We start from the raw sequence: 26812 nt of genomic DNA, 5'->3' as shown, positions 1-26812 counted from the left end.
AGTAATCAAGAATTTTCGACAAATTCATGTTAGTTTTTATGACATGATGGTGTTACATTATGTTACATACGGATTTTTTCATAAAATAAAACTGTACTTAACTAGTGCATTTACCTAATACCCAACCACATATTTTCTACAAATCACAGAAAAAAAGATCAAAAAAACGAGCATCGAATTCATCTCGATGCTCGTTTTTTCATTATACCGCTTTTTCTTTATCCGTTACCGCTGACTTATCCCAACACTCTGTATTCGTTAAACCTGGAATCGAATCTGCACTGAAGACTGGATCTTTTCCTTGTTTCTTTTGCCTTACATAGTCTGCCAAAGCAGCATATGCAAATCGCCCAAGAAGTGTAATCGCAATTAAGTTTGTAATTACCATTAGACCCATGAATAAATCTGCCATATTCCATACGACTTGAAGCGTCGCAATAGAACCGAATAACACCATTCCAACTACCGCAATACGGTAAATTGTTAACCAAGTTTTACTTTGTTTAATGAATTCAATATTCGTTTCACCATAATAGTAATTTCCTAAAAGTGAACTGAATGCAAATAAGAAAATAATAATCGCTAAGAAACTGCTCGCCCACGGGCCAATTTGTGAACTTAATGCATTTTGCGTTAATTCAATACCTTCTAAATTTGTCGCTTTATATGCACCAGAACATAGTACGATAAATGCTGTTGATGTACATACTAAGAATGTATCTACTAAAACACCAATCGTTTGAATAAAACCTTGTTTCGCTGGATGCGTTACATCAGCTGTTGCTGCCGCGTTCGGCGCACTACCCATACCTGCTTCGTTCGCGAATAATCCGCGCTGAATACCATATTTCATTGCAGCACCGATACCGCCACCTACAGCTGAATCTAAACCGAATGCACCTTTAAAGATTTCCGTAAACACATCTGGTATTAAATAGAAGTTTTTAATGACAACAAAAATAGCTACCGCAATATAAATAAGCGCCATTGGCGGAACAATCATTTCCGACATACGTGCGATACTTTTTACACCACCAAAAATAATAACCGCAACTAATGCAGCTAATGCAATCCCAACAATATAACGCTCAATACCAAAAGCATTTTTAAATGCTAATGTAACTGTATTTGCTTGTACTGAGTTAAAAATTAAACCATAACTAATTGTAATAAGGATAGAGAACCAAATTCCCATCCAACGTTTATTTAAACCTTTTTCCATATAATAAGCAGGACCACCACGGAAGCCACTGCCATCTTTTATTTTATAAATTTGTGCAAGCGTACTTTCTACGAAACTTGAAGAAGCTCCGATAATCGCAATAACCCACATCCAAAATACTGCGCCAGGTCCTCCCATAGAAATAGCTAACGCTACACCAGCTAAATTACCGATACCAATACGAGCTGCTGAACTCATACAGAACGCTTGGAAAGAAGATACACTACCTTTTTTACGCGTCTTTCCAGTTAATCCATCACTCATTAGTCGAACCATTTCCCCTAAATGAGTAATTTGTACGAATTTCAATTTAATAGAAAAATAAAGACCTAAACCAATTAACATTGCAATAAGAATATATGACCAAAGAATTGTATTCGTTGATGAAATAAATTGCTCTAAAATATTCATACAATTAACCCCTCCTTTTCTCCATAAAACGAATTATATTTAAAAAACATTCAAAAATCAACATTTTTCGACAATTTGCAATTTCCAAATATTAGCCAGGCACGAAGTAACAATATCTTTATGACTCTCTTCCCTCTAACTGTGCATACTAAAACAAAAAATAAATCTACAAACTACCCCATTGACAAAAGTACCAACCTGTAACTATAATGATTACATCAGGTTGTAACAAACCTAATTACAACAAATTCATTTACTTTCAGATATACACTTTAACAAAACACTTTGGAGGGATTTATTATGAAAATCGGAATCATCGGAGCAACTGGTAAAGCAGGAAGTCGTATTTTAAAAGAAGCATTAGATCGTGGACATGAAGTAACTGCAATCGTAAGAAATGCTGCAAAAATTACAGAAGAAAACGTAAAAGTTTTAGAGAAAGATGTATTCTCTCTTACATCTAACGACCTACAAGCATTCGATGTAGTTGTAAATGCATTCGGCGCTCCAGCAGGAGAAGAACATCTTCATGTAGATGCAGGAAATGTACTAATTGAAGCTATGAAAGGTGCACCTAACACAAAATTACTTGTAGTTGGCGGCGCTGGCAGCTTATTTGTAGACGAAGAGAAAACAACACGTGTATTTGATACACCTGGTTTCCCTAACGAATACCTTGCAACAGCTCAAAACCAAGGAAAAAACTTAGAAATTCTGCAACAAACAAACGATATTACTTGGACATTTATCAGCCCTTCTGCACTATTCGCACTAGGAAAACGTACTGGTTCTTATACAGCTGGCAAAGACAACCTTCTTGTTAACGCAAAAGGTGATAGCTACGTAAGTTACGAAGACTTCGCAGTTGCAGCACTTGATGAAATCGAAAATCCAAAACACGTAAACGAACGCTTCACAGTTGTTTCTGAAGCTGAATAAAAAAAAACGCGCATAGATACAATATCTATGCGCGTTTTTCTTTTATTATATTCCCTTTACTTGTTCTAATCCACTTTGAGTAACTTTAAATGAAACTTTTGTTGAAGCTAATTGCTCTTCTAATTTACTCTTTTTATACCATTTTAAACGACTCGGTTCTGCATGATACACTTCAATAACATCTCCATACTCAAATGGAGTGCCATTTACTTGCTCAGCAAAATTCTTTGAAGTCTCTTGCCCTTCTGCTGTTACATGCTTTTTCTCAGTTCCATTTTGATCGTATAACGTAATTCCCATATATAATTCATTTTTAAAGTAGCTATGAATTTGTTCATCTGTAGACGTTACATGTAGTTTCTTATCCTCATGATTTAACGTTACAATAGAACGAACAACATTACTAAGCCCTTGGTATACAATGCTATCTCCATATGTTACTTCTACTGGTACTTCCGTCACTTTCTTATTTCCAAAACGATCTTTCGTTTCTACTTTTACTTTTTGTTCACCAATTTTTGTTGTATTCGGTTTTTCTACAAATCCGATTACTTCTCCATCTTTCACCTGAACAAAGTCTTTCGCTTCTAATTTTTCAGCGTCTATTCCGATTACTACTTTTTGTGGTACTGCCGTTACTTCTTGTAAGCTTTCCAGTTTTTCAAAACCTTTTTCCGTTATTTCAAAGTACAACTCTTGTTTCCCTTTACCGCTACTTACAAACTCATTCTTTTGATACCACTTTAATCGATCTGATTCTGCATGATATACCTTAATAACATCACCATATGCGAAGTTTACACCATTTAACTGTTCTGCAAAATTTTTAGCAGTCTCTTGTCCTTCTACAGAAATAACTTTCTTTTCATTTCCATTTTGATCATATAGCGTGATTCCCATATATTTTTCCTTTTCAAAGCGATAATGAACTTTAGAATCCGTTGATGTTGCCTGTAGCTTTTTCGTATTATGATCCGCAGTTACGACAGAACGCGTTGTATTACCATTACCTTGGAAGACTAAACTATCGCCATAGATTACTTCCAATGGTACTTCTGTCACTTCCTTATTTCCAAAGTAGTCTTTCGTTTCTACTTTCACTGTTTGTTCACCGATTTTTGTTGTATCTGGTCTTTCTACAAATCCAATTACTTCTCCATCTTTCACTTGAACAAAGTTTTTCGCTTCTAATTTTTCAGCATCTGTTCCGATTACTACTTTTTGCGGTACTGCCTTTACTTCTTGCTGAGCTTCTATTCTCTCGAAACCATGCTCCGTTACTTTAAAGATTACTTCATGAATACCGTACTGCACATCCACTATTTCATTCTTTTTGTACACCTTAAATCTATCAAACTCTTTTTGGTATACCTTTACCATATCCCCATATTCAAACGTCATTCCGTTGAATTGTTCTGCAAATCCTTTTGTATTTTCAGATGCCTTTACTGATAGAGCTTTCTTCTCTTTTCCATTTTTATCGTATACAGTCATCCCCATATACTTCTCATCTGCAAATGAAGTATGCATTGGACCTTCTGAATCTGTTGTACTAAATTTCTTTTCTTCATGATTTAACGTGACAACCGATTTAATATTGCTTCCGCCATGCCATGTACCGAAGAACATAATGCTGTCTCCATAAATGACTTCTAACGGTACTTCCGTCACTTTCTTATTTCCAAAACGATCTTTCGTTTCTACTTTTACTTTTTGTTCACCGATTTTTGTTGTATTCGGTTTTTCTACAAATCCAACTACTTCTCCATCTTTTACTTCAACAAAGTTTTTCGCATCTAACTTCTTAATATCTGTTCCGACTACTACTTTTTGCGGTTTCGCCGTCACTTCTTGTAAACCATCTTTTAACTCGAACCCTTGCGGAGTAATTTTGAATAATTTTTCTTCTTTATTTTTAGCTTTCCCTTGATCTACAAGTGCGTTATTTTTGTACCATTTCAGACGGCTTGGTTCTGCGTGGAATACTTTTACTACATCACCATATTCAAAATCCAATTCATTTAGTTCCATTGCGAATCGTTTTCCAGTTTCTTGCCCTTCTGCTGATACACGTTTCTTTTCAATCCCATTTCGATCGTATAGCGTTAAGCCCATATATTCTTCTTTTTCAAAACGGTAATGTATCTCATTATTAGTAAAGTTTGCATTTAATTTTTTTTCATTGTGACGAAGCATCACTGTTGACATTACATCGTTTGAAATTCCTTGGAAAATAATACTGTCACCATAAATCCCATTAACTTGAACAGGAATTGAATTTTTATTTCCCTTCTCATCCTCAATTTCCACTAATACTTCCTGTTTCCCATTCTCTAATTTAGACCATATCATCTTACCTGTTACTTTTACATTCTCACCTAACTTTTGAACAAGCTTACTTGCTTCATTTTCATCAAAATCTGTACCAACTAAAAGATTTCTCATCTCATTAGAGGGTTCACCATATGGAACTTCGTAAGCTTCAACTTGCTTCTCACGAATATCATTACTATCTGTAGCTTTCCAAATTTCCTTTTCTAATTTAGGTAGATTTAATTTTTCTATTTTCTCTCTAATATCATCATTTGGCGTTAATCCCCATTCCTCAAAGAAAGGAATTAAATTTTGTCCTGCCACTTTTGATGTCATATAAACAAACATTTGCTTTTTCTCTCCATCAGACGCAGGCATTTCACTCTGTGGTAACAAGCGATAAGCTTGATGTAACCTAGGATAGAAATGTTCTCCATACACTACATTTAATTGCCAAAACATTGTTAGAGGATTAATGTCATCAATGAACCTTTCTGCTTTAGGTTTCTCTAAATATTCAAATGAGTCTTTATAGTGCCCATCCATTTCTAATCGGTTCCCTAACGCCTTTTGAACAGCTAATGAGTAAATATTTACTGTAACTTCCCTTACTTTAGACCACTTCCAAGGTTCTTGCTGATGTAAATGTCCAACTTCATGCCAGGGTCCCCAGCCATCCTTTTCAAGCACTTCTATATCTAAAACTCTATTCATCGCCCTCGGGATATATCCTGTATGATAATTTTTCGCAAACATAAAGTCCCCTTCAGCAGGCTTCCGTTTCTCAATAAACTGTACATAATGAATTGGAGATTTCGCTATCCCAACACCGTCCTCAGATAATCCAGCCACTGCATTTTCCAAACGAATAATCTTATCGTGCAATTTCATTAAATCTGTTGGATCCGTATTCTTCATATATTTCTGCACTGAATCGTAAGTAGTAGTGATTAAACTTCTCTCACCTTTTAATTCAACTGCATAAGGATCCTTATATTTCTTCAACATCTCATCCCAATCTTTTTCCGTATGCTTACCTAAGATAAACAAAGGAAAGTGGCTACCGCCATTCGTAACTGAAGCTGTTACTTCCCCTTCATTATTCATATTGTAAAAATATAGAATACCGCCTCTTGGAGATGATATAACGTTTTTCCCTGGTTTTAAATCAAACTCTTCTGGCCCCTCCTCATCATAAGATCTCGTTCCTATGAAAGCTTGAATAGTCTGTGTTCCTTTTATATCAATTGTAATCTCTTCATTTGGCGCCGCATAAATTCCAGTCGGCTCATTAGCGGAAAGTTTCCAAGTAACTCTTAAGCGGTTATTTTCTTCTTCCACGCTACCTTTTCCCGGCAACTGAAATACCCTCTGCTCAAACTTATTCTCTTTAACCTCTTCTAATTTCTCGCCTTTAACTTCTTCCAAAGGCGCCGCATACACTCTCGATGCTTCGAAAGCTACTGGTGATAATAATGTAGATATACATATACCAGCTACTAATACCCTACTCTTTTTGTTCTTTGACATAATCTGTGTCCCCTGTTCCTTTTTTTAGAAAAAGCATCCTATATATTCATTTAATGAAAAATCCTATTATTTTTATAAAAACATTTAAAGAATAGACTAACACCTCGCACACCTATATCAATTACTACCGCATTTCTCTAAGTATATTCGCTTTCTTACATTGTAAAATTTTTATGTAATATGCCCTCCTCACTTCTCTCTATTTGTGATGAGTTCTCTTCGTACATAAAAAGAGAATAGTAAAAGATATCATTTAGTATTGTCATCTATACATCTAAAAAATAGTAATAAAATCTTACATTTTCTTCATATATGACCATCTATAGGCAGTTTTTCCAACTGAATTGTACACGCTTTACACTTTGTTTGATAGCACTCCCAATCAGAATAATGTTACAATTTAGTGAATTTAATCCATTAATCTTAACGTTAAGATTAATGGATTAAATATTATTTTAAAATAAAAACCTGTCAAAAAAGATACTACTCTTTTTTAACAGGTTTTTTTATTAGTTCAGTATACGTTTCATTATAAATCCTTTTCCATTTATCCATTCACCTTCAATTTCACCAGTTAAATGAAACCCGATGGATTCATTTAATTTTTGGGCAAGTTTATTCTCTGGATGTATGCTTAAATATATAACTTTTCTATCATATTCTTTTTGTAAATAATCTATTAGCAAACGCAATAATGTTTTCGCATACCTTTTACCTTGGCAATTACTATCAATCATAAATTGATTTAAATATACAGCCTTCTCTTTTTCTTCAAACCAACCATACATCGTGTATCCGATTGGCATATCACCGTCATAAAAACCTACTGAAGCAGCCTCACCTTTATATCTTGTATCAGCATCGACTAAACACTCTGAAACCGTACTTGCAATACATGCAAGCTGTTCTCCCGTTACTTCTAAATTGGCAATTTCATTTCAATTTTCATCCGTTACTTTACAAATATGAAGAGTCATAATTCCTTCTCTCTTTCTAATTTCTCATTTTCATTATACCTTACGGTGGTGTAATGAGGCCAAAACAAACGAATTCTAACCCTTTTCGTACTTCTAAAGAAAAGGTGCTATAGAAATTTTTCGTGGCAAAATTTAAACCAATAAAAAAGCATTGGCAAATGCCAACGCTTTTTTCATCATCTGTTATATTGATTCGGTTTATGTGGTTCATTTGGTGTATAGGGTTTATTTGGTTTATTATCATGACCATTTGCTTTTTTCCAACTTACCGCTAACTCTGGACTTGTTTTTTCTTCACTACGCTCAAGTAATACTACTGCATTTTGAATTGTCGGTGTGCCCTTATGTGCAATCCCTTGTAACTTCGTTAAATTCCCTATTACTTTGAAACTAAATCCACCAGCCGGTGTTTGTTTCGGAATTAAAATGCGGAATTTCTCTCCCACATTAAATTCTGTTTTCGCCTCACCTTTTTCATTTACGAACTTCGCGCCCTGCGGTGCACCTGTTGCCTGTACTTTATACGTTCCACTTTTCGCGTTAGTTTGTACTGTGTATAAACCTGTTTCAAAAAACTCATCTTTTAATACCGCTTCTTGTTCTTCTGTAGGCGTTACACTCATCGTAATTTCTTGTAACTCTTCACTAGCGTTTGCTTTTGCAACGATATCTTTCGTTACCTTTTCTACATTTTTATTACGGAAATCTAAATCATTAATATCGATTTGTTTTAACGCATTCCATACTGCAAGCTGCGTTGCATAATGTGCTTCTCTCCAATCAGAAACACCTAATTCTTGTGGACTCTTTTGTGGATATCCATTCAATAGTACACGGTACACATTAATATCCACTTTCCCCATTTCCGGTAAATCTTGACCGCTGGGAGATTTCAAATCTACATTTAAACAAAAGGCAATTTTACCATCTGCTGTTTTTATAAGCTCTGTTCGAATTGGTTTCTTCTTTGACTTACTATAACTCCAATCCATTTCATACTTTGTATGATCCATAACTTCCGCGAATGCTTTTTGAAGTGGAAATAATAAGTTCGCAAATACAAATAAAACACTCAAAAAAGCGGCCATTAGCTTGAACGATCTTTTTATATTCATGTTTACAACCCCTTATGAAATAACAAATTTTCTTCTGTTTATTATTTAGTTAGAATTTTTTTTTATACATAAACAAAACAAAAAAGAGTGCAAACTGTTTGCACTCTTTCTCTCCACTATAAGTTTAGAAATCAAAGTTATCAGGATCTGGACCAACGCGATGATTTTCATTTAACGCATCGATTTTCTCCATATCTTCTTTCGTTAATTCAAAATTAAATATATCAGCGTTTGCAACGATGCGGTGTTCCTTCGTTGACTTCGGAATTGTTACAACTTCATTTTGAAGGTCCCAACGTAAAATGATTTGAGCTGTCGTTTTACCATACTTATCAGCAATTTCTTGCAATGTTTCGTTATCTAATAATTGACCTTGCATAAGTGGTGACCATGCTTCCATTTGAATACCTTGCTCTTTACAGAACGCTTGCAATTCTTTTTGTGTTAAACGTGGGTGATATTCTACTTGATTAATCATCGGTTTAATCTCTGCGCCTTCTAGTACATCCTTCAGATGATGGATTTGGAAATTACTCACGCCAATTGCACGTACGCGGTCTTCTTTATAAAGTGTTTCTAAAGCTCTCCACGTATCTTTGTATTTCCCTTCTACAGGCCAATGAACAAGATATAAATCTAAATAATCTAGCTCTAATTTTTTTAAGCTCTCTTCATATGCAGCTAGTGTCGTTTCATATCCTTGATCTGCATTCCACACTTTTGAAGTAATGAATAAATCTTCTCGAGAAATCCCTGCTTCTTTTATACCAGTACGAATTCCTTCTCCTACAGCTTTCTCATTTCCATAAATCGCAGCTGTATCGATACTGCGGTATCCTGCTTTAATCGCCGATTTTACAGCTTCTACAAGTTCTGGTCCATCTTCTACTTTAAATACACCTAAACCGAACCAAGGCATTTCTACACCGTTATGCAATGTTGTTGTACTTTGTAAATGTTTCATTATATTTTCTCTCCCTTATTTCACTTGATTTCTTTTTTCTAATGTCATACTCCACGCTGTTAAAATAACAGCCCCTGCTACCATGATGCCACCTACCCAAGCTGTATGAATTAACCCTAACGAGTTCGTTACAATACCGCCCAAGTAAGCACCAAGAGCAATACCTGCGTTAAATGCTGCAATGTTAATCGCGGATGCTACATCAACAGCGCTAGGTACAAATCTCTCAGCTAATATAACGACATATACTTGTAGTCCTGGAACATTCATAAACGCAAATAGTCCCATAAAAATAATTGTGATGAATCCAGCGAATTTAAACGGCGCTGTAAATGTTAAAACAAATAATACAATCGCTTGAATAAAGAACATGTAAAATAATGCTCGAATCGGATTATGATTTGATAATTTTCCACCGACCATATTCCCAATCGCAATTGCGATTCCGTACACTAACAAAATAATTGTAACAGTACTTGATTTAAATCCTGTTACTTCTTGTAATAGCGGAGATAAATACGTAAACGTTACGAATGTTCCCCCGTACCCTAATGCAGTAATGATAAATACAAGTAATAGTCTTCCATTCGTAATCAGTTTGAATTGATCACGAAATGATACGGATGTACCTTTTTTCAAGTTAGACGGAATCAGCATACTGTTGGCAATTAAGGCAACGATTCCAATTGCCACAATTACCATAAACGATGCTCTCCAGCCAAATTGCTGACCAATAAATGTTCCAATTGGCACACCTGTAATAGTCGCAACAGTTAAACCAGTAAACATAAATGCAATTGCACTCGCACGTTTATTCTCTGGTACAAGCGCAGCCGCAATTGTGGATCCTATCGACATAAAAACACCATGCGCAAACGCAGATACAACCCTCGCGATAAGTAACACAGTAAAACTTGTTGCCACTGCCGCAATTCCATTACCAATAATGAAAATAATCATAATCCACATTAATAACGTCTTTCGCGACATACTAGCTGTTAATGACGTTAATACCGGAGCACCAAACGCTACTCCTAATGCATATAAAGAAACGGTTAAACCCGCTGTTGTAACAGAAACATGTAAATCCTCTGAAATAGATGGTAATAAACCGACACTAATAAATTCGGTTGTACCAATTCCAAACGCACTAATTGCTAGCGCTAATAAAGCAAACATACTTCTTCGATTCGTCTGCATAGCCGAAGAAGATACTGTATATGAATTCAATTGAACTCCTCCTTAATGCGAGAAATCCAATCATAATAGTATGAAAAAAGGCCTTTTTTCTTCTACAAAAATATATTTACTGCTCATATATGCTATTATGAATGGCTTCACTCTTTTTTTGAAGAACGCACTTAAAAGTACGATAGGTACCAAAAAGTAACATAGGCACTTTTTAGTACCGTACTACTCATTTCCCTCTTACTTATGCTATTATGGAACATATTCAACATGATAAAAAGTACGTACTTTAAAGTGCTATAGGTACTTTTTAGTAACATTTAAATTATTTAGCTTCTTTTGTTGGAAAACTGACATCTACATTCATCAAAGGAGATTTTTATATGAAGAAATATAATATTCCCGTTGAAGCAACTTTAGAGGTTATCGGCGGAAAATGGAAAGTCGTTATTCTTTGCCACTTAACGAAAGGGACAAAGAGAACGAGTGAATTAAAACGTCTCATGCCTGGTATTACACAAAAAATGTTAACACAGCAATTACGCGAATTAGAAGAAGATGGAGTTATTCAAAGAAAGGTATACAATCAAGTACCACCAAAAGTAGAGTATTCCCTTACAGACTACGGTTGGTCTTTAGAATCCATTCTTGATTCCCTTTGTACTTGGGGCGAATGCCATCTTGAAAAAAGCGGTAACACATCGATGCTAATAACAGAAGGTGAACAATAAAAAAAGGAAAAAATGAACATAAATTTGTCCATTTTTTCCTTTTTTTATTTATATATACGTACATTTCTAACCGTAACAAAATAATTTATGCGCTTTCATGCCTTGTCAGTACTACGTTATACGCTTAATATCGAATAATTAGGAATCATTTTTATGTTAACATAGGTGTATATAGTATATAATATAGGATATATATTATATACACTTTCCGGTAACGGAGCTTTCCATTATGCGGACAAGCCATGTATCGGACAGTTCATAAATAATAGGTAAGACATTATGGTTTTGGATTTATGATTTCAGCTTACTTGCTGGCATAAATTTAAAGGCATTTTATTGTGCTTTGTGAAACTTTGTATAAAGTTTCGCAAGCGTTTACTATCTTACCTATCAAAAATAAGAGTATTGCTATCGTAAAGGAGAATTGGAGATGCCAGAAACTATGACTCAAACAAAGCCAGAACAAGAAACTGTACAAATTTCTGCTAGCCAAGGACAACTTGATGTACTTGATCAGTTGTTAAAACCTGAGGTACAAGAATCATTAACTACACTAGTAGAACAGCTTCCAAAATTAACTGAGCTTGTTAACATTTTAACTAAGTCTTATGACTTCGCTCAAACTGTTGCTACTGATGAAGTATTAAAAAGCGACACTGTTGGTGCAATCACAGAGCTTGTAGAACCTGTAAAAGATACAGTGAAAAGCATGGCTGCTACTGCAATCGAAGCGAAAGATCGTGCTGACGAAAGCAACGAAGTTATCGGCCTGTTCGGTCTATTAAAATTATTAAAAGACCCACAAGCACAAAAAATGTTCCGCTTTGTGAACGCATATCTTCAAATTAGTGCAGAACGTAACAATAAATAATTTAACTTATAACAACAATTAGTAAAGACGGGGGATATCATACTATGTCAAAACAAATTGTCATCTTAGGCGCTGGTTATGGCGGTCTTCTTGCCGCTTTAAACGTACGTAAATATTACAGCAAATCAGAAGCACAAGTTACAGTGATTAACCAATACCCAACACACCAAATCATCACTGAACTACACCGCCTTGCAGCTGGTAACGTTGCTGAGCAAGCAATTGCAATGCCACTTACAAAGCTTTTCAAAGGTAAAGACATCGATCTTAAAATTGCAACAGTTGAGTCATTCTCAGTTGATAGCAAAGAAATTAAACTAGCTGGTGGCACTACTTTATCTTACGATGCACTTGTAGTTGCTTTAGGAAGTAAAACTGCTTACTTCGGTATTCCAGGACTGGAAGAAAACAGCATGGTATTAAAATCTGCTGCTGATGCAAACAAAATCTACAAACACGTTGAAGACCGTATTCGTGAATACGCGAAAACGAAAAACGAAGCTGATGCTACAATCGTAATCGGTGGTGGCGGATTAACTGGCGTTGAGCTAGTTGGTGAGCTTGCTGACATTATGCCTAAACTTGCAAAAAGCCACGGCGTAAATCCAAAAGAAGTTAAACTTCTTCTTGTTGAAGCAGGTCCAAAAATCCTTCCAGTATTACCAGACCACTTAATCGAACGTGCAACTACTAGCCTAGAAGCACGCGGTGTTACATTCTTAACAGGTCTTCCTGTAACAAACGTTGCTGGCAATGAAATTGACTTAAAAGACGGTCAAAAACTTGTTGCTAACACATTCGTTTGGACAGGTGGCGTACAAGGTAACCCATTAATCGGTGAATCAGGTCTTGAAGTAAACCGTGGTCGTGCAACAGTTGATGCATACCTACAATCTACTTCTCACAAAGACGTATTCGTTGCTGGAGACAGCGCTGTTGTCTTCTCTCCAGATGGTCGTCCATACCCACCAACTGCACAAATCGCTTGGCAAATGGGTGAGTTAATTGGATACAACTTATACGCAGCACTAGAAGGCAAAGCATTCGAAGAGTTCGCACCTGTAAACTCTGGAACACTTGCTAGTCTAGGACGTAAAGATGCTGTTGCTACAATCGGAGCAAGCAATACTCCACTTAAAGGTTTACCAGCATCATTAATGAAAGAAGCAAGTAACGTTCGTTACTTATCACACATTAAAGGTCTATTCAGCTTAGCTTACTAATCTGAATATAAGCCCGAATCATGCCCTGCATGGTTCGGGCTATTTTTATCCCGCATTAACGGGCAGTAAAAGCCCGATTGGTTCAACTAATAATCAGTGGGGATCAACCCCTCCCACTGATTAAAGTTTCACTTTATCCGTAATTTTCTCTAACTTATTTATTCGGCAGAAGAATAATATAACCCTTTTAATTATCTAAATTTACTGATTATTTTATGTCTAAATTATGTATACGAAAGGATGGAAGTATTCTTCCTACTCCCATCCTTTCACACAAACTATTCTCCTAACTTCACAAGGCTGTAGTTCTTCTTCCCTTTACGGATAATAATAAATCGTCCATCAAATGAATTTTCTACAGTTACATCCGTACCCACATCTGTTACTTTTTCACCATTCATAGAAATCGCACCATTATTAATGTCTTCGCGTGCTTGTCGTCTAGATGGTTCAATTCCTAAATCAACTAGCCATTCTACGATGTTTTTCGTTTCTTTTGAAGACTCGAATGTTGGCATCTCTTTAAAGCCTTGTTCAATTTCATCAGCTGTTAACGATTTAATATCTCCGCTAAATAACGCTGCTGTAATTTTCACAGCTTGCAATAATGCCTCTTCTCCATGAACGAATTTCGTCATTTCTTCCGCTAATACTTTTTGTGCTTCACGCTTATGAGGCTCTGTTTCTACCTTCGCTGCCAATTCATCAATGCGCTCCTTCGTTAAGAACGTAAAGTATTTCAAGTATTTAACGACATCACGGTCATCTGTATTCACCCAGAACTGGTAAAATTCAAACGGTGTTGTTTTTTCAGAATCAAGCCAAACCGCACCACCTGCTGATTTACCGAACTTCGTACCATCTGATTTTAATAATAACGGAATCGTTAATCCGAACACTTTCGCTTCGTGCCCTTCTAACTTACGAATTAAATCTAAACCACTCGTAATATTCCCCCATTGGTCACTACCACCAATTTGCAGTTGAACACCTTCTTTCGTGTATAAATGATGGAAGTCCATCGCTTGCAAAATTTGGTACGTAAATTCCGTGAAAGAAATCCCTGTATCTAAACGACTTGCTACAATGTCCTTCGCTAACATGCTATTAATGCTAAAGTTTTTCCCGTAATCACGTAAAAACTCAATAATGTTTATTTCATGTGTCCAGTCGTAGTTATTTACCATCTTCACTTCGCTATTTCCGCCAAAATCAAATAGCTTTTTCATTTGCGCTGTTAACGCATCCACATTATGCTGAACTACTTCTAACGTTTGAAGTTGACGTTCTGATTGTCGTCCACTCGGATCACCGATTGTTCCTGTTGCCCCGCCAATTAAAATAACAGGATGATGGCCAGCTAACTGGAATCTCTTCATCATCATAAACGGAATCAAATGTCCGATATGCATACTATCACCAGTCGGATCCACTCCGCAGTATAGTGAAATCTTTTTCTCATCTACTAGCTTACGTAAACCTTCTTCGTCCGTCTGTTGATTAATGGCACCGCGCCATTCTAATTCATCAATAATATTCATCTTTTGTCATCCCCCTCTATTTTTTGAAAACAAAAAGTCCCTATGTCTATGACATAGGGACGATGATTCACCGTGTTACCACCCAGTTTGTATAAATAGCATAGCTACTCATACCACTCTTAGCAATAATATCGATTGCCAATCCGCTTAGCATTACCTAAGATACTCCAGAGTGTAATTCGCAAGTTTGTTTGTGCTAGGTTCCAGCAACCCCTAGCTCTCTCGTTAACAGTGACAAACTGCTACTGGGCTCTTTCAACGTATGTTATTTGTTAAATTATTAGCCATTATATTGAATTGAAAACAAATTGTCAACAATACCCAAATATTATTTCAAAATAATTCATACTTTTATACACTTTTAATTCAAAGATTACTGTAGGTCTTCCCCAATAATCCTTACTTCTCGCTCTAACTTCACGCCAAATTTCTCTTCAACGGTCTTTTGTACAAAGTGAATTAAATCAATGTAATCTTGTGCTGTTCCGTTATCTACATTCACCATAAATCCAGCGTGTTTTAGAGAAACTTCCACTCCGCCAATTCGTTTACCTTGTAGTCCTGATTCTTGAATTAATTTACCAGCAAAGTTATTTGGTGGGCGCTTAAATACGCTACCACATGAAGGATATTCTAGAGGCTGTTTTGATTCACGTTTGAACGTTAAATCATCCATTTTTGCTTTAATTTCTTCACGTACACCTTCTTCAAGTTCAAATCTCGCTTCAAGAATAATGTAATGGTTGTTCGCAAATACACTCTTACGATATCCAAATTCAAATGCTTCTTTCGTCAAAGTACGTAGCTCTCCATCACCTGTCATTACAACAGCTTCTGTTAATACAAACGATACTTCACCGCCGTAAGCACCAGCATTCATATATAATGCTCCGCCAACTGAACCTGGAATACCACAAGCAAACTCAAGACCCGTTAAATTATGATCTAATGCAATACGTGATACATCAATAATTGCTGCACCGCACTGTGCTACAATTGTCGTTCCTGTTACAGTCACACCTGTAATGTGAATTAAACTTACTGTAATCCCGCGAATTCCACCATCTTTAATAATGACATTCGATCCATTTCCTAAAAACGTAACTGGAATATTATATTCGTTAGCATATTTAATAACTTCTTGAATTTCATCATAATTTGTCGGCGCAACGAACACATCTGCTTTTCCACCAACTTTAATATGCGTATGATTCTTTAACATTTCATCTTGTTTCACATGACCTTCAGGCAATACCGTACTTAAATATTCATAAACCTCTTGCATATTCATTTTACGATTCCTCTATTTCTATATTCTTTTTATCCCGTTATACGGGCCCATAATATCCCCACATACATGAACGAACCTAAAGTGGTGGATACAGTGTACCCAAAATCAATTCGAGACACCTATAAACCTCTTAATTTATAAGAGGTGCCACTCATATTAAAATATATATTGCATAATAAAGCAACCCAAATGAGCTACTAAACTTGACATGTCATCAGAAAGACAACAATTTGTAAAATATATTACTTTTTCAAAACACTATCCTTCAGTATCTTACTATATCACACGAAAATAAAGTGGTATTTTTTGTAATCTTTACTTTATTTTCATCAATAAAAAAGATGCTTTTACTTATGTAAAAGCATCTTTTTTATTACTTATTATAATTTACTTTTCGTTCTCTTCTTTTTCCTTATCAAACCATAATAGTTCTTCATCATCAACTTCACCATTATAATTGATTAGAATCTCTTCTCCCGCTTTTATATCCTTATAAGCGAAGAAGTTAAACGTATGATTCTCGAAGACAATTTCATACGTTGCATTCGGATTATATGCATGATTAAATAACATGCCGTATCCTAAAAGGAATGCCGTATGATTTACCCCATACTCAAATGCGTAGTCAGCAAGTAACGTTTTCTCAATGTGTTCATGCTGTTCATTCGGATAAGAGATAACTGGCGCTGAGTGAATCAACTCACCCTTTTTAATATCACGAGTTGCAAATACACCTCTATTAAATTCTCCATCACTAAGTTCAGAAGTCTTAACTTCAATCATATGCGTCACCTATACAATTCTTTCTTTGAAGTATTTTATCCCGCTATTTGCAGGGGTTCAACTAATAATCAGTAGGTATTAGTCTCACTTTATCTCCTTAAGCTTGGCAGAAAACGCGCAGAAAAGCAATTAAATTACTATCAAGTATTCATTTAAATAAAAAAAGGCACACATAGTGTGCCCTTTTCAAGAAATATTACTTTTCTAGAATATCTTCTAGTAACTTCACTTGCTCGCTAACAGTATGTAACGTCTTCACCGATGTATCATTTCGATGCTTTTCTTCTTCCACACTTGCCAATACTTCTTCCGTAGCAGCAGAAGTTTGCTGAATTACATTAGAAGCATGCGTAACATCCTTTACGATATTCGTCGTTTTAACTTGGAAACTTTCTTGATGATCAACAATCTCTCTCATTACATCATTAATTACATCAATAAACTTCCCTAAATCCGTTACATTTGTTAAAACACTTGCTAACATTTCGTTACATTCTTCTTGTACTCTTTCTGATTTCTCTACCTGTACTTCCACTTTACTCGCTTGATTACTAAACTCCTTCAAAATACCTTGAATTCTCCCCGCAGAACGATTCGATTCTTCAGCAAGCTTTAATACTTCATTCGCTACAATAGCAAATCCTTTTCCATGCTCTCCTGCTCTTGCCGCTTCAATATTTGCATTTAAAGCTAGCAAACTCGTCTGACTTGAAATATTCGTTATTACATCTACAATTTCATTAATTTGCTTCGACTGCATCATTAAATCTCTAAATATAATTCCTGATTGTGAAACAACATCGTTTAAACTTCTCATATTCGCTTCAAAATTTCGTAAAGTATGTACACTGCCCTTTGAAATTTCTAAACTTTCATCCATACGAAGTGACGCATTTCTTACTTGAGAAATGATTTGTTCAATATTTCCTTCCATATCATTCAATACTTCTACCGAACGATGCATCATCTCTGATTGTGATTGGGTACCAACTGCCACTTCTTCAAAAGCGAAATTAATTTCACTCATCGACTCCATCGATATATTCATATTTTGTCTTAAATGATTGAAATTACTATCTAGTTTCATAACAGTTTCCTCAATAAGTCTTTGAGTCTCTTCTAGCTCCTGAGCTTTCCTCATTACCTCTTGCTTCTCATCACTTAAACGAGCTAGCAGATTAGAGCCAATCTTCGTTACGCCCCACATAGCAATCGTTACGATTGCTAACAAGCTTGCGAAGTTTGCAGCTTCAGATGCCGCTGTATAAGCAAAAAATTGCTCCGGCCAATAACTACAAAGAATAAATGTAATAACAACCGCCACTCCGCCGAGAATGATAACGAGACGTTCACTTAAATAAATAAGTGAAACTGCTAATGTAAAATAGACCATTTGGAATACAGCCGGACTTTCATTAAAAGCTTGTACCATAATGAAAGACATAATAAGCAGCATAAATGTCATGATATATTTATACATTGCTTCCATGCTTTCTATAAAAGTAAGGAGCGTTCCAAATACGACAACTGAAATACCGCAAACCCAAAACGCTATTGCTCTCTCTGTAAAAATATATCCGTAATACCCAATCGCGATTATTCCGAGGAAGAAACTACAAATCGTGATAAACAGCAATAAATGATTTTTCTGTGATTCTTTCTCCAGGTTAGAAAAACAAGTTTTCTTTAACCACTCCATATATAAAGTCCCACTTTCTACACTTAATTACTTCAACTTAAAGACCGCACTCACTGGGTTATGATCACTATTTTTAAACTTTAAATCTTTCCCTTGTACATTTACAATCTCAACATTCGGTGAAACGATAAAGCCATCAATAATCGTGACAAAGTTTTCACCTTCTACATACTTCTTCACATCATCTCTCACCGTCATAACAGACGGATCTACAGCCCACTTAAAGCCACCATTAGTAAAGTCCTTCGGCAACTCTACTAACCATTCAGGACGCTCTTTCACAAACTTCGGATCACTTAACTGAACATCAGAAAGTAATTGATTCCAATCTCCGCCCATTATTACGTAATCACCATTTTCATAATGCTTGTTCATATATTCTTTTAAAAACTCTACTTGCTGTTTTCTAATTTTCCCGCCTTCATCATACGCAGACAAATGTAAATTTACGAGTCTAACAAACTTCCCATTATTAACAGGGATTTTGTGCTCAACAATCGCTCGATCTAAATCAAACAAACGCTTTGGCCAAGGCTCCATTCCAGGAAGCTGGAACCTCTCCGCTGTTTGAACCTTATATTTAGAAAACGTACTTAGTCCGGCCTCCGCATATCCCATTGGACTTGTAATTGGGACGGGAACCCATTTTGTATCATAGTTCTTTCCGAACGACGAAGCATAATCAGGTAATCCCTTCTTCAAAAATTCATGCCCATTTACATCAAAAGATCGCAGTGACTTTATATCAACTTCTTGTAATAACGCAAAATCACTATTCTCATTTTGTAAAAACGAAAGCATATTCTTTAAATTCGTTTCCGTTTGCTCTTTACTACTTGAACCAGATCCCTTTCCACCATCCATAAAGAAATCTTGATCCTTATCTAATCCAGCATATCCAATATTAAACGTTGTAACTTTAAACTCATTGTCAGGCGCTAATACACGCTCCTTATTATTTTCCACCTTCAAGCTTATAACATCAGCTGGCTGTTCTTTTGTAAGTGTCATATACGCTAAAAAACCACCCACAACTCCCACCCCTACTAAAATACATATAAGTACTATTTTTAATAATTTTTTCAAATAAACGCCCCTTTTCTAAAACACATAGCTTAATTTTCTTTATTTTCAGTTAACTAAAACTGAATGACAGACATAAGAAATATTTTATCACATTGAAAACCCTATATCACTATATTTAGTTTATAAGTAATTATTCTCGCTCTTAAATTAGCAAAAATACAAAATGCCCCGACTCCTTCACTGGAAATCCAGCAAAATGTTTAGTACACTATATGTAATAATTATAGGCGATGGAGTTCGCCATAACTGCTGCTTAGCTAATGACTCCTACCAGTATAACTACTGGTAGGGGTCTATTTTTTTGAGCAAGCTATTTAAAGAGGTGAGAAAATTGATTTATATTATCGTTGGCATTGCCGGTATATTAGGAGCCCTCTCTCGTTATTATTTAGGACTTACTATTCATACATTTTGGCATCATTCATTTCCATTAGCTACATTACTTATTAACTTAGCCGGCTGCTTCTTATTAGCGTGGCTAACTACGTATATCGCTCGGAGAAATATCTTGCCTTCAGAAATTATTACAGGCATTGGAACTGGATTCATCGGTTCCTTTACGACGTTTTCGACATTCAGTGTAGAAACTGTGCAATTAATCAATCATTCTGAGTGGAGTATAGCTTTCTTATATGTATCATGCAGTATACTTGGTGGGCTCATTATGTCTGGTCTTGGGTTTACACTAGGTGATTTCTTAATTAAGAAACATCTTACGGAAGGTGATCACTTATGATAGAAGCTTTATTAGTAGCAACAGGAGGATTTTTCGGTGCTATTACACGATTTGCAATTAGCAATTGGTTAAAAAAAAGGAATAAAACTTCATTTCCAATTGCTACGTTTCTCATTAATATAACAGGAGCATTTTTACTCGGATATATAATTGGTAACGGCGTCACTACAAGTTGGCAATTATTATTAGGTACTGGATTTATGGGAGCGTTCACTACATTTTCGACATTTAAGCTAGAGTCCATTCAGCTCTTCAATCGTAAAAACCTTGGCATACTATTTCTATATTTAAGTGCTACTTACATAATTGGTCTCCTCTTCTCATTCCTTGGAATGAAGCTAGGCGGAATATAAAAAAGAAAGCGACTCTGATCAGTCGCTTTCTTTCATAAGAAATATGTCCCACCATATGGAATGGAAAATAAATCTGCTGGATGCACATCGTAATGTACAATTTGCATAGGCGGCTGCGCATACGGCATATACTGACTTTGCATCATTTGCGCTACTTGTGCTTGTTGCTGCTGCATTTGAATAGCCTGATACACAGCATGCATAGTCCCTTGCGCTCCTGCCAGCGTAATAGCTGCTCCCACTTGTCTACCACTATAAAAATAATGATTCATCATGATTCAGCTCACTTATTATTTTTCTTCCATATAGTATGTTTCTATTTCATAGTGAGTGTTTTGTCATACTGTCTTTTTTCGAAGCACCGAGAAAAGAGCCACGCACAAAACCAAAACAATTCCAGTAAAAGTAAATAAATATGCTAACGGAATTAAGAAAAATGGCTCCACTAAAGTTCCATCTGGTTTCACTTCAGAACCAATTATATTAAACATGATGATGCATAACACTCCCAAAAATATTGGACTAGAAGCTAGTAAGTATTTTTTCTTCATCTTATATTCTCCTCTATTCGTATAATCTTTTGATTAGTTAACATCATATTACTCAAAACAACATTAATGGTCAATAATTTTTTATCGTAAAACAATAAATAATTATTGACCAAAACAAAAAAAAGGTTTGTTAAGGCACCTTAAATTGCCTTACAAACCTTTTCAAACATAAATATTTACACTTCAAACCTCTTGCTTACTACAACATAAATCGCACACAATAGCACGAACATCCCAGCATAAATTAACAAAATTTCTACACTAAACATATCAGCCAATGGGCCAAATATGATCATTCCTAAAGGAAGCGCGCATGAATTAGCGATTTGTACAACACTAAACATTCTTCCGTGCATAGAAGGTTCTACTTTTTCCTGCAATAACACGGTAACCGGTGTATTGAAGCACGGCATTGTTATACCAATTAAAAAGTTAAATACTAAATACACAATAAATACCGGAGCAATCCCTAGTCCAATCATAAGCAGTCCATACAACGCACAAGCTATCGCCGTTGTATGCATACGATTACGGAAACCACCCCATGCCGCAATCAATACGCCACCAGCTGCCGCCCCCGCACTAAAAGTCATTTCACTAGCAGTAAGTCTCCACATTTCTGCACCGAAAGAACGAGTTACCATTAAAGGTGTTAAAAAGGCGGCTGGACTTATTAAAATCATGACAATGATTAATAAAAAGAGTAGCCTTTTAATAAATACATTTTCTTTTAAGTAAGCAAAGCCTTCTTTTATACCTTGTAGATTAGATTTTTGCTTACTCTCTGTATTCACATGTCTCTCCACTTGAATGATAAACATAATACTAATTCCAATCATAGCCGTAATAACATCAATAAAAAATGTCGTTTCAATGCTAGCAATAGAAAGAATTGCAGCACTTGCTGCTGGAGAAAGAAACATAATTAAAGATGTAATACTGCTATTTATCCCATTCACTTTCATAAGATGATCTTTCGGAACGATTTGTGGGATTAATGCATTCACAGCTGGCGTTTGTACCCCTGTCCCAGCTGAACGAATGAGTAGTACGATAAAAAGTAACCAAATACTTTTATATCCTGTTACAAATAGAACTGCTAAAACTAACGTAGCAATTGCTATAACCCCGTCCGATAACATAATCATTTTTTTACGGTCGTAACGATCAATCCACACACCTGCAAATAAAGAAATCGCGATTTGTGGTAGGAAACCGCAAACAGTTGAAATGGTCAACATCATCCCCGATGATGTTGTAAGGGTGATATACCATATAATCGCGTACTGTACGAGAGATGAACCGAACAACGAAATCGTTTGAGCGGTCAAAAATAATATAATTTTCGTTTTCCAATTATTTTCACTCATATGTTTCACACCCCCTTAACTAATCCTGTCTCTATATTAAAAATACTATCTGCCCAATCAAGATAAAAACTCGCTTCGTGAGATACAAGTATAACGCTCCCCTTAAACTGTATTAACGCCTTTTGCAAAGCTTCCTTTGCTTCTGCATCTAAATGATTTGTCGGTTCATCTAATATTAAGAAATTACAAGGTGATAATAACAACCCGCATAATTTAACCTTTGATTGTTCACCACCACTCAACGTACGTATTTCTTGGGAAACATGAGTATCCTTCACACCACACGCAGCTAAATGATGACGTATTTCCTTCACGCTTAGTTTAGGAAACTGTTCCGAAATAATGTGAAGCGGCGTTAAAGAATCATTATTCCAATTTAAATCTTGCTCATAATATCCAATCTTTATTTGCTCTGAGAAGTGAAATTCTCCAGAAATGCTAGCAATATTTCCAACGATTGTTTTTAATAAAGTAGATTTCCCTACTCCATTGAACCCTGTAATAACAAATTTTTGCCCACCCATTACTGAAAAATTCAATTTTGGTAAAAGAGCAAAATCGTAACCAACTTCAAGGTTATTTACTTCAAGAACTGTCTGAACAGAAATAGGAAGTTCCTGAAAATGAATAGACGGTTTATGAGTAAAACTTGGCGGCGCAATTCTTTCCATACGTTGCAACTGCTTTCTACGTCCTTGTGCTATTTTAGAATTTACTCCAGCAATATTTCTACGAATATACTCTTCCGTTTTTTCAATTTTCTTTTGCTGTGCATAATATTGGCGCATATAATCTTTTCGCAAATGCTCCTTTTGTCTTACAAAATCTGAGTATTTGCCGTAATACTTCTTCACCGTTCCAAACTCTACATCACATATGCAAGAAGTCACCTTTTCTAGAAAATCAAAATCATGTGATACGACAATAAACGCCCCTTCAAAATTCACTAAATAATTAGCAAGCCATTCAACATGCTCTTTATCAAGAAAGTTTGTCGGTTCATCTAGTAATAAAATATTAGGCTCTTCTAATAAAAGCTTTGCTAAAATCACCTTTGCCCGTTGTCCTCCGCTTAATTCACCAATAACACAATCCATCCCAATAGCGTCAATACCTAAACCGGCTGCCACCTTATTTATTACGCTGTCTACTGAATAAAAATCACGAGCCTCAAGCTGCTCTTGTATTTCAGCTGCTTTCAATAGTTGATTCTCATCTCCAGTCATCGCACTTTCTTCATATAACGTATTCATTCTCTTTTCCATTTCAAACAAATCATAAAAGGCTCGCTTTACATATTGTGCAATGGTATAGCTCCCATCAATTTCTGCATATTGATCAAGATGTCCAATTTGAATATTAGGTTGCCACTTAATGCTCCCCTTATCAGAAATAATTTCCCCCACCAATATTTTCATTAATGTGCTTTTTCCTGCACCATTCTGCCCAACAATCCCCATATGTTCTCCTTTATGCAAATCAAAAGAAGCATTTTCGTATAATGCTTTATCTATAAAACTATGTGATAAACTTTCAACTTTAAGTAAACTCATTTTTATTCCTCTTTTCCTGAAATTAAAAAAAGCAGAGAGATAGCGTCATTCGACACTAGCCCTCTGCTTCGTGATTTTTCCCATACTACTCCAATTTACAGTAAAAGCTCATTGGAATAATATACACAAAGGGCCATAGACAAAGCATTGTCTATGGCCCCTTAATCTATTTTATACATCAGCTGAAAAACCATAACCAAATAAGCATAGATAAACTATACTTTTTTCGAAAAGTTATTCAGCCGATGAATATAGGGATTTATACCCCTTGATTAAGCTCCGTACAACGCTTCACCGTATACATTTGTGCGGAGCAAAGTTTTCTAATGAGTTTTACAAATTTTATATAAAGCATGTTCTGCACCTTCCTTAATACTTAAAAGGGATTTTAGCACACGGTTTTATGAAGCGTCAACATTACTTCCAAATCATTCAACTACTTATATTTAAAATATTCCTTCTGGAACATACACATTCTTATCGCATTATGATAGTTACCATCAACGAAAAACTCGTCTAAAAGCTCGCCTTCCACTATAAATCCAACCTTTTTATACACATGGACTGCTTTCTCATTTTCTTTATCCACAACTAAATAAATCTTATGCATATTTAATACAGAAAAAGCGTAGTCCATCGCTAAACGCGTCGCTTCTGCTGCGTAGCCATGTCCTTGATAATTTGGATCAATAATAATTTGGAATTCTGTTCTACGATGAATATAATCGATTTCCACTAACTCGACCAATCCAACCATCTCATTATCTTTCTCAACGATAAATCGGCGTTCACTTTGATCATGTATATGTTTATCGTATAAATCCTGCAGCTCTACAAATGCCTCATACGGCTCTTCAAACCAATATGACATAATATGTGCATTATTATTAAGTTCGTGTACAAACTTTAAATCTTCCCGTTCTAAAGGACGTAACTTCAATTCCTGACTCATTGTTATAACCTCCAAGTAAAAGAAACCTCTTCACTTAATTTCTCAATTTTTTTCAATTTCAAACGCCCTATTTACATTGTAAACTTTCAAGCAACTTGAAGGTCAAGACATAAAAAAGTAGTGCAAACTTATGCCTGCACTACTCTTTTCTCAAATCTCTCATATTTGATATGTATAAAGCAACGACTAAAACGAGAATGGATCCTGCATATAACAACGTCTCCATCGGTTCCTCATGAGATACAATAATTAAACGAATTAACGCCGTAATTCCGATATAAATAAAATAACGTAACGGGAAATGATAATTCGACTTAAAATACTTAATAATCAATGCGATGAACTCGAAGTATAAGAAATAAACGATGATGCTCTCAACTAATTTATACGACGTATATTCCTTTGTTGAAAATATGTATTGAATAAATGTGATTGTCTCATTTATTAAAAAGATCGATAAAACAATGGACAATATAATTAACGCTATATTTAATATCCACTGTAAAACGCTAGCTATATAATGATCGATATTAAACTTCATTTCACACTCTCCTTCACGTAAATACTTATTTATTATAGCAAAATTATACTTACAAAAGTGTTAAATCCAATATGATCGTCCTCTTTCACTATCACTTCACCATTCTGATATTTACGCTTAATATAGTCGCTTCCCCAATCTTCACTTTGTATCTTTGAGCTTTTTCACAATGAAACTATATGCGTCAAAATCGTTTCATGACATTATTACCTGCACATACCTACAGTTTATATAATAACGGTACAGTATAAAGAACGTACTGTACAAATATATGTGGGGGGATTAACTATGAACGAAGCTTTACTGTTAGTCGACATACAAAATGATTACTTTGAAGGCGGCAATATGGAATTACATCAATCTGAAAAAGCCGTACAAAAAGCGAAAGAAGTCTTGAAAGTATTTCGTGAAAATCATAAAACAGTTATTCACGTACAACATATTGCGAACAATGACGGAGCTACTTTCTTCTTACCTGAAACAGTGGGTGTTCAAATTCATGATGATGTACAACCAATTGCTAACGAACTAGTCATACAAAAACATCATCCTAACAGTTTTTTAAGAACCAATTTATTTGAAACATTAAAAAAAGAAAAAATAGATCAACTAGTCATTTGCGGTATGATGACTCACGTATGTATTGATGCAACCGTACGCGCTGCCAGTGATTTAGGATTTCAATGTGTTGTAATTGAAGATGCTTGTACAACAAAAGATTTAGAGTTTCAAGGAAATCTAATCCCCGCAGTACATGCTCATCAATCGTTCATGAGTGCATTAGAGTTTGGTAATATTTATGCAAAAGTCGTATTAGCAAGCAGTTTTATAAACAAAATCAAATAAAGAATTACAGTTCCATATGAAAAAAG

At 35.4% G+C, this 26812-nt stretch carries 24 protein-coding genes, 1 riboswitch and 1 other annotated feature; of the genes, 7 read left to right on the top strand and 17 right to left on the bottom strand.

The genetic code is table 11. From position 1 onward, the window contains the following. Positions 1–202: 202 nt before the first annotated feature. Positions 203–1633, bottom strand: coding sequence for an alanine/glycine:cation symporter family protein (locus tag AABL52_RS02125; protein ID WP_001022921.1), 1431 nt, complete (start codon positions 1631–1633; stop codon positions 203–205). Positions 1634–1933: 300 nt separating this feature from the next. Between AABL52_RS02125 and AABL52_RS02120 the strand changes: the two genes are divergently transcribed. Then, on the top strand, positions 1934–2572 hold the full coding sequence (locus tag AABL52_RS02120) for an NAD(P)-dependent oxidoreductase (RefSeq protein WP_000689893.1): 639 nt from the start codon (positions 1934–1936) through the stop codon (positions 2570–2572). 45 nt (positions 2573–2617) lie between these two features. Here the strand turns inward: AABL52_RS02120 and AABL52_RS02115 are convergent, their stop codons facing one another. The 5 genes from AABL52_RS02115 to AABL52_RS02095 all read right to left on the bottom strand — a co-directional run bounded on the left by AABL52_RS02115 (position 2618) and on the right by AABL52_RS02095 (position 10671). Next, positions 2618–6415, bottom strand: coding sequence for a putative mucin/carbohydrate-binding domain-containing protein (locus AABL52_RS02115; protein ID WP_341518834.1), 3798 nt, complete (start codon positions 6413–6415; stop codon positions 2618–2620). A 509-nt stretch (positions 6416–6924) separates the two neighbouring features. Further along, a complete protein-coding gene (locus AABL52_RS02110; protein ID WP_098560996.1) occupies positions 6925–7221 on the bottom strand; it encodes a GNAT family N-acetyltransferase in 297 nt (98 codons plus the stop codon). Positions 7222–7568: 347 nt separating this feature from the next. Next, complete coding sequence (locus AABL52_RS02105) at positions 7569–8507, bottom strand: thioester domain-containing protein (protein ID WP_341518833.1); 939 nt, start codon at positions 8505–8507, stop codon at positions 7569–7571. A 124-nt stretch (positions 8508–8631) separates the two neighbouring features. Then, on the bottom strand, positions 8632–9474 hold the full coding sequence (locus AABL52_RS02100; RefSeq protein WP_341519686.1) for an aldo/keto reductase: 843 nt from the start codon (positions 9472–9474) through the stop codon (positions 8632–8634). A gap of 12 nt (positions 9475–9486) precedes the next feature. Then, positions 9487–10671, bottom strand: coding sequence for an MFS transporter (locus tag AABL52_RS02095; RefSeq protein ID WP_341519685.1), 1185 nt, complete (start codon positions 10669–10671; stop codon positions 9487–9489). Positions 10672–11042: 371 nt separating this feature from the next. Between AABL52_RS02095 and AABL52_RS02090 the strand changes: the two genes are divergently transcribed. From AABL52_RS02090 to AABL52_RS02080, 3 genes are all read left to right on the top strand, one after another. Then, positions 11043–11390, top strand: a complete 348-nt coding sequence (locus AABL52_RS02090) for a winged helix-turn-helix transcriptional regulator (protein ID WP_000760478.1) — start codon at positions 11043–11045, stop codon at positions 11388–11390. Between the two features lie 430 nt (positions 11391–11820). Next, positions 11821–12261 carry a DUF1641 domain-containing protein gene (locus AABL52_RS02085; protein ID WP_001115309.1) on the top strand — a complete coding sequence of 147 codons (441 nt, stop codon included), beginning with the start codon at positions 11821–11823 and terminating at the stop codon, positions 12259–12261. Between the two features lie 44 nt (positions 12262–12305). Next, positions 12306–13484 carry an NAD(P)/FAD-dependent oxidoreductase gene (locus AABL52_RS02080; RefSeq protein ID WP_000043197.1) on the top strand — a complete coding sequence of 393 codons (1179 nt, stop codon included), beginning with the start codon at positions 12306–12308 and terminating at the stop codon, positions 13482–13484. A 278-nt stretch (positions 13485–13762) separates the two neighbouring features. Here the strand turns inward: AABL52_RS02080 and tyrS are convergent, their stop codons facing one another. The 5 genes from tyrS to AABL52_RS02055 form a co-directional block, all read right to left on the bottom strand. Next, the gene (tyrS, locus tag AABL52_RS02075) at positions 13763–15025 is read right to left on the bottom strand and encodes a tyrosine--tRNA ligase (RefSeq protein WP_341518832.1); all 1263 of its coding nucleotides are present in this window, start codon (positions 15023–15025) and stop codon (positions 13763–13765) included. 52 nt (positions 15026–15077) lie between these two features. Then, positions 15078–15293: a binding site (T-box leader), on the bottom strand. Positions 15294–15398: 105 nt separating this feature from the next. Then, positions 15399–16316, bottom strand: coding sequence for a UDP-N-acetylmuramate dehydrogenase (gene murB, locus AABL52_RS02070; RefSeq protein ID WP_341518831.1), 918 nt, complete (start codon positions 16314–16316; stop codon positions 15399–15401). Between the two features lie 387 nt (positions 16317–16703). Further along, the gene (locus AABL52_RS02065; protein ID WP_000573653.1) at positions 16704–17099 is read right to left on the bottom strand and encodes an SET domain-containing protein; all 396 of its coding nucleotides are present in this window, start codon (positions 17097–17099) and stop codon (positions 16704–16706) included. A gap of 196 nt (positions 17100–17295) precedes the next feature. Beyond that, on the bottom strand, positions 17296–18798 hold the full coding sequence (locus AABL52_RS02060) for a DUF4077 domain-containing protein (protein WP_341518830.1): 1503 nt from the start codon (positions 18796–18798) through the stop codon (positions 17296–17298). 27 nt (positions 18799–18825) lie between these two features. Continuing rightward, positions 18826–19884: an endonuclease/exonuclease/phosphatase family protein gene (locus AABL52_RS02055; RefSeq protein ID WP_341518829.1), complete on the bottom strand. Its 1059-nt coding sequence runs from the start codon at positions 19882–19884 to the stop codon at positions 18826–18828. Between the two features lie 217 nt (positions 19885–20101). Then, positions 20102–20161: riboswitch (Fluoride riboswitch) on the top strand. Positions 20162–20215: 54 nt separating this feature from the next. On the opposite strand from AABL52_RS02055, the gene crcB (AABL52_RS02050) reads away from it, so the two are divergent. Both crcB (AABL52_RS02050) and crcB (AABL52_RS02045) read left to right on the top strand, forming a co-directional pair. Continuing rightward, positions 20216–20620, top strand: a complete 405-nt coding sequence (gene crcB, locus AABL52_RS02050; protein ID WP_341519684.1) for a fluoride efflux transporter CrcB — start codon at positions 20216–20218, stop codon at positions 20618–20620. After that, positions 20617–20973 carry a fluoride efflux transporter CrcB gene (gene crcB, locus AABL52_RS02045; RefSeq protein ID WP_341518828.1) on the top strand — a complete coding sequence of 119 codons (357 nt, stop codon included), beginning with the start codon at positions 20617–20619 and terminating at the stop codon, positions 20971–20973. Before crcB (AABL52_RS02050) ends, crcB (AABL52_RS02045) begins: the two co-directional genes overlap by 4 nt. A 32-nt stretch (positions 20974–21005) precedes the next feature. Here the strand turns inward: crcB (AABL52_RS02045) and AABL52_RS02040 are convergent, their stop codons facing one another. The 6 genes from AABL52_RS02040 to psiE all read right to left on the bottom strand — a co-directional run bounded on the left by AABL52_RS02040 (position 21006) and on the right by psiE (position 25940). Next, positions 21006–21248 carry a DUF3947 family protein gene (locus AABL52_RS02040; RefSeq protein WP_341518827.1) on the bottom strand — a complete coding sequence of 81 codons (243 nt, stop codon included), beginning with the start codon at positions 21246–21248 and terminating at the stop codon, positions 21006–21008. A 63-nt stretch (positions 21249–21311) separates the two neighbouring features. Continuing rightward, positions 21312–21524, bottom strand: coding sequence for a DUF3955 domain-containing protein (locus AABL52_RS02035; protein WP_016085623.1), 213 nt, complete (start codon positions 21522–21524; stop codon positions 21312–21314). Between the two features lie 176 nt (positions 21525–21700). Continuing rightward, positions 21701–22894: an MFS transporter gene (locus tag AABL52_RS02030; protein ID WP_341518826.1), complete on the bottom strand. Its 1194-nt coding sequence runs from the start codon at positions 22892–22894 to the stop codon at positions 21701–21703. Positions 22895–22899: 5 nt separating this feature from the next. Further along, entirely contained in the window at positions 22900–24447 is a 1548-nt protein-coding gene (locus AABL52_RS02025; RefSeq protein ID WP_341518825.1) for an ABC-F family ATP-binding cassette domain-containing protein, read from the bottom strand. A gap of 436 nt (positions 24448–24883) precedes the next feature. Continuing rightward, a complete protein-coding gene (gene speG / locus AABL52_RS02020; RefSeq protein ID WP_341518824.1) occupies positions 24884–25399 on the bottom strand; it encodes a spermidine N1-acetyltransferase in 516 nt (171 codons plus the stop codon). A 139-nt stretch (positions 25400–25538) separates the two neighbouring features. After that, on the bottom strand, positions 25539–25940 hold the full coding sequence (gene psiE / locus AABL52_RS02015) for a phosphate-starvation-inducible protein PsiE (RefSeq protein WP_000671179.1): 402 nt from the start codon (positions 25938–25940) through the stop codon (positions 25539–25541). Positions 25941–26228: 288 nt separating this feature from the next. Between psiE and AABL52_RS02010 the strand changes: the two genes are divergently transcribed. Further along, positions 26229–26786 (top strand): cysteine hydrolase family protein, encoded by a 558-nt coding sequence (locus AABL52_RS02010; RefSeq protein WP_341518823.1) that lies wholly within the window; start codon positions 26229–26231, stop codon positions 26784–26786. The last annotated feature ends 26 nt before the right edge of the window (positions 26787–26812 follow it).

Source organism: Bacillus paramobilis, assembly GCF_038096195.1.
GTDB lineage: Bacteria > Bacillota > Bacilli > Bacillales > Bacillaceae_G > Bacillus_A > Bacillus_A mobilis.
This window is presented reverse-complemented; position numbering and strand designations above follow the sequence as displayed.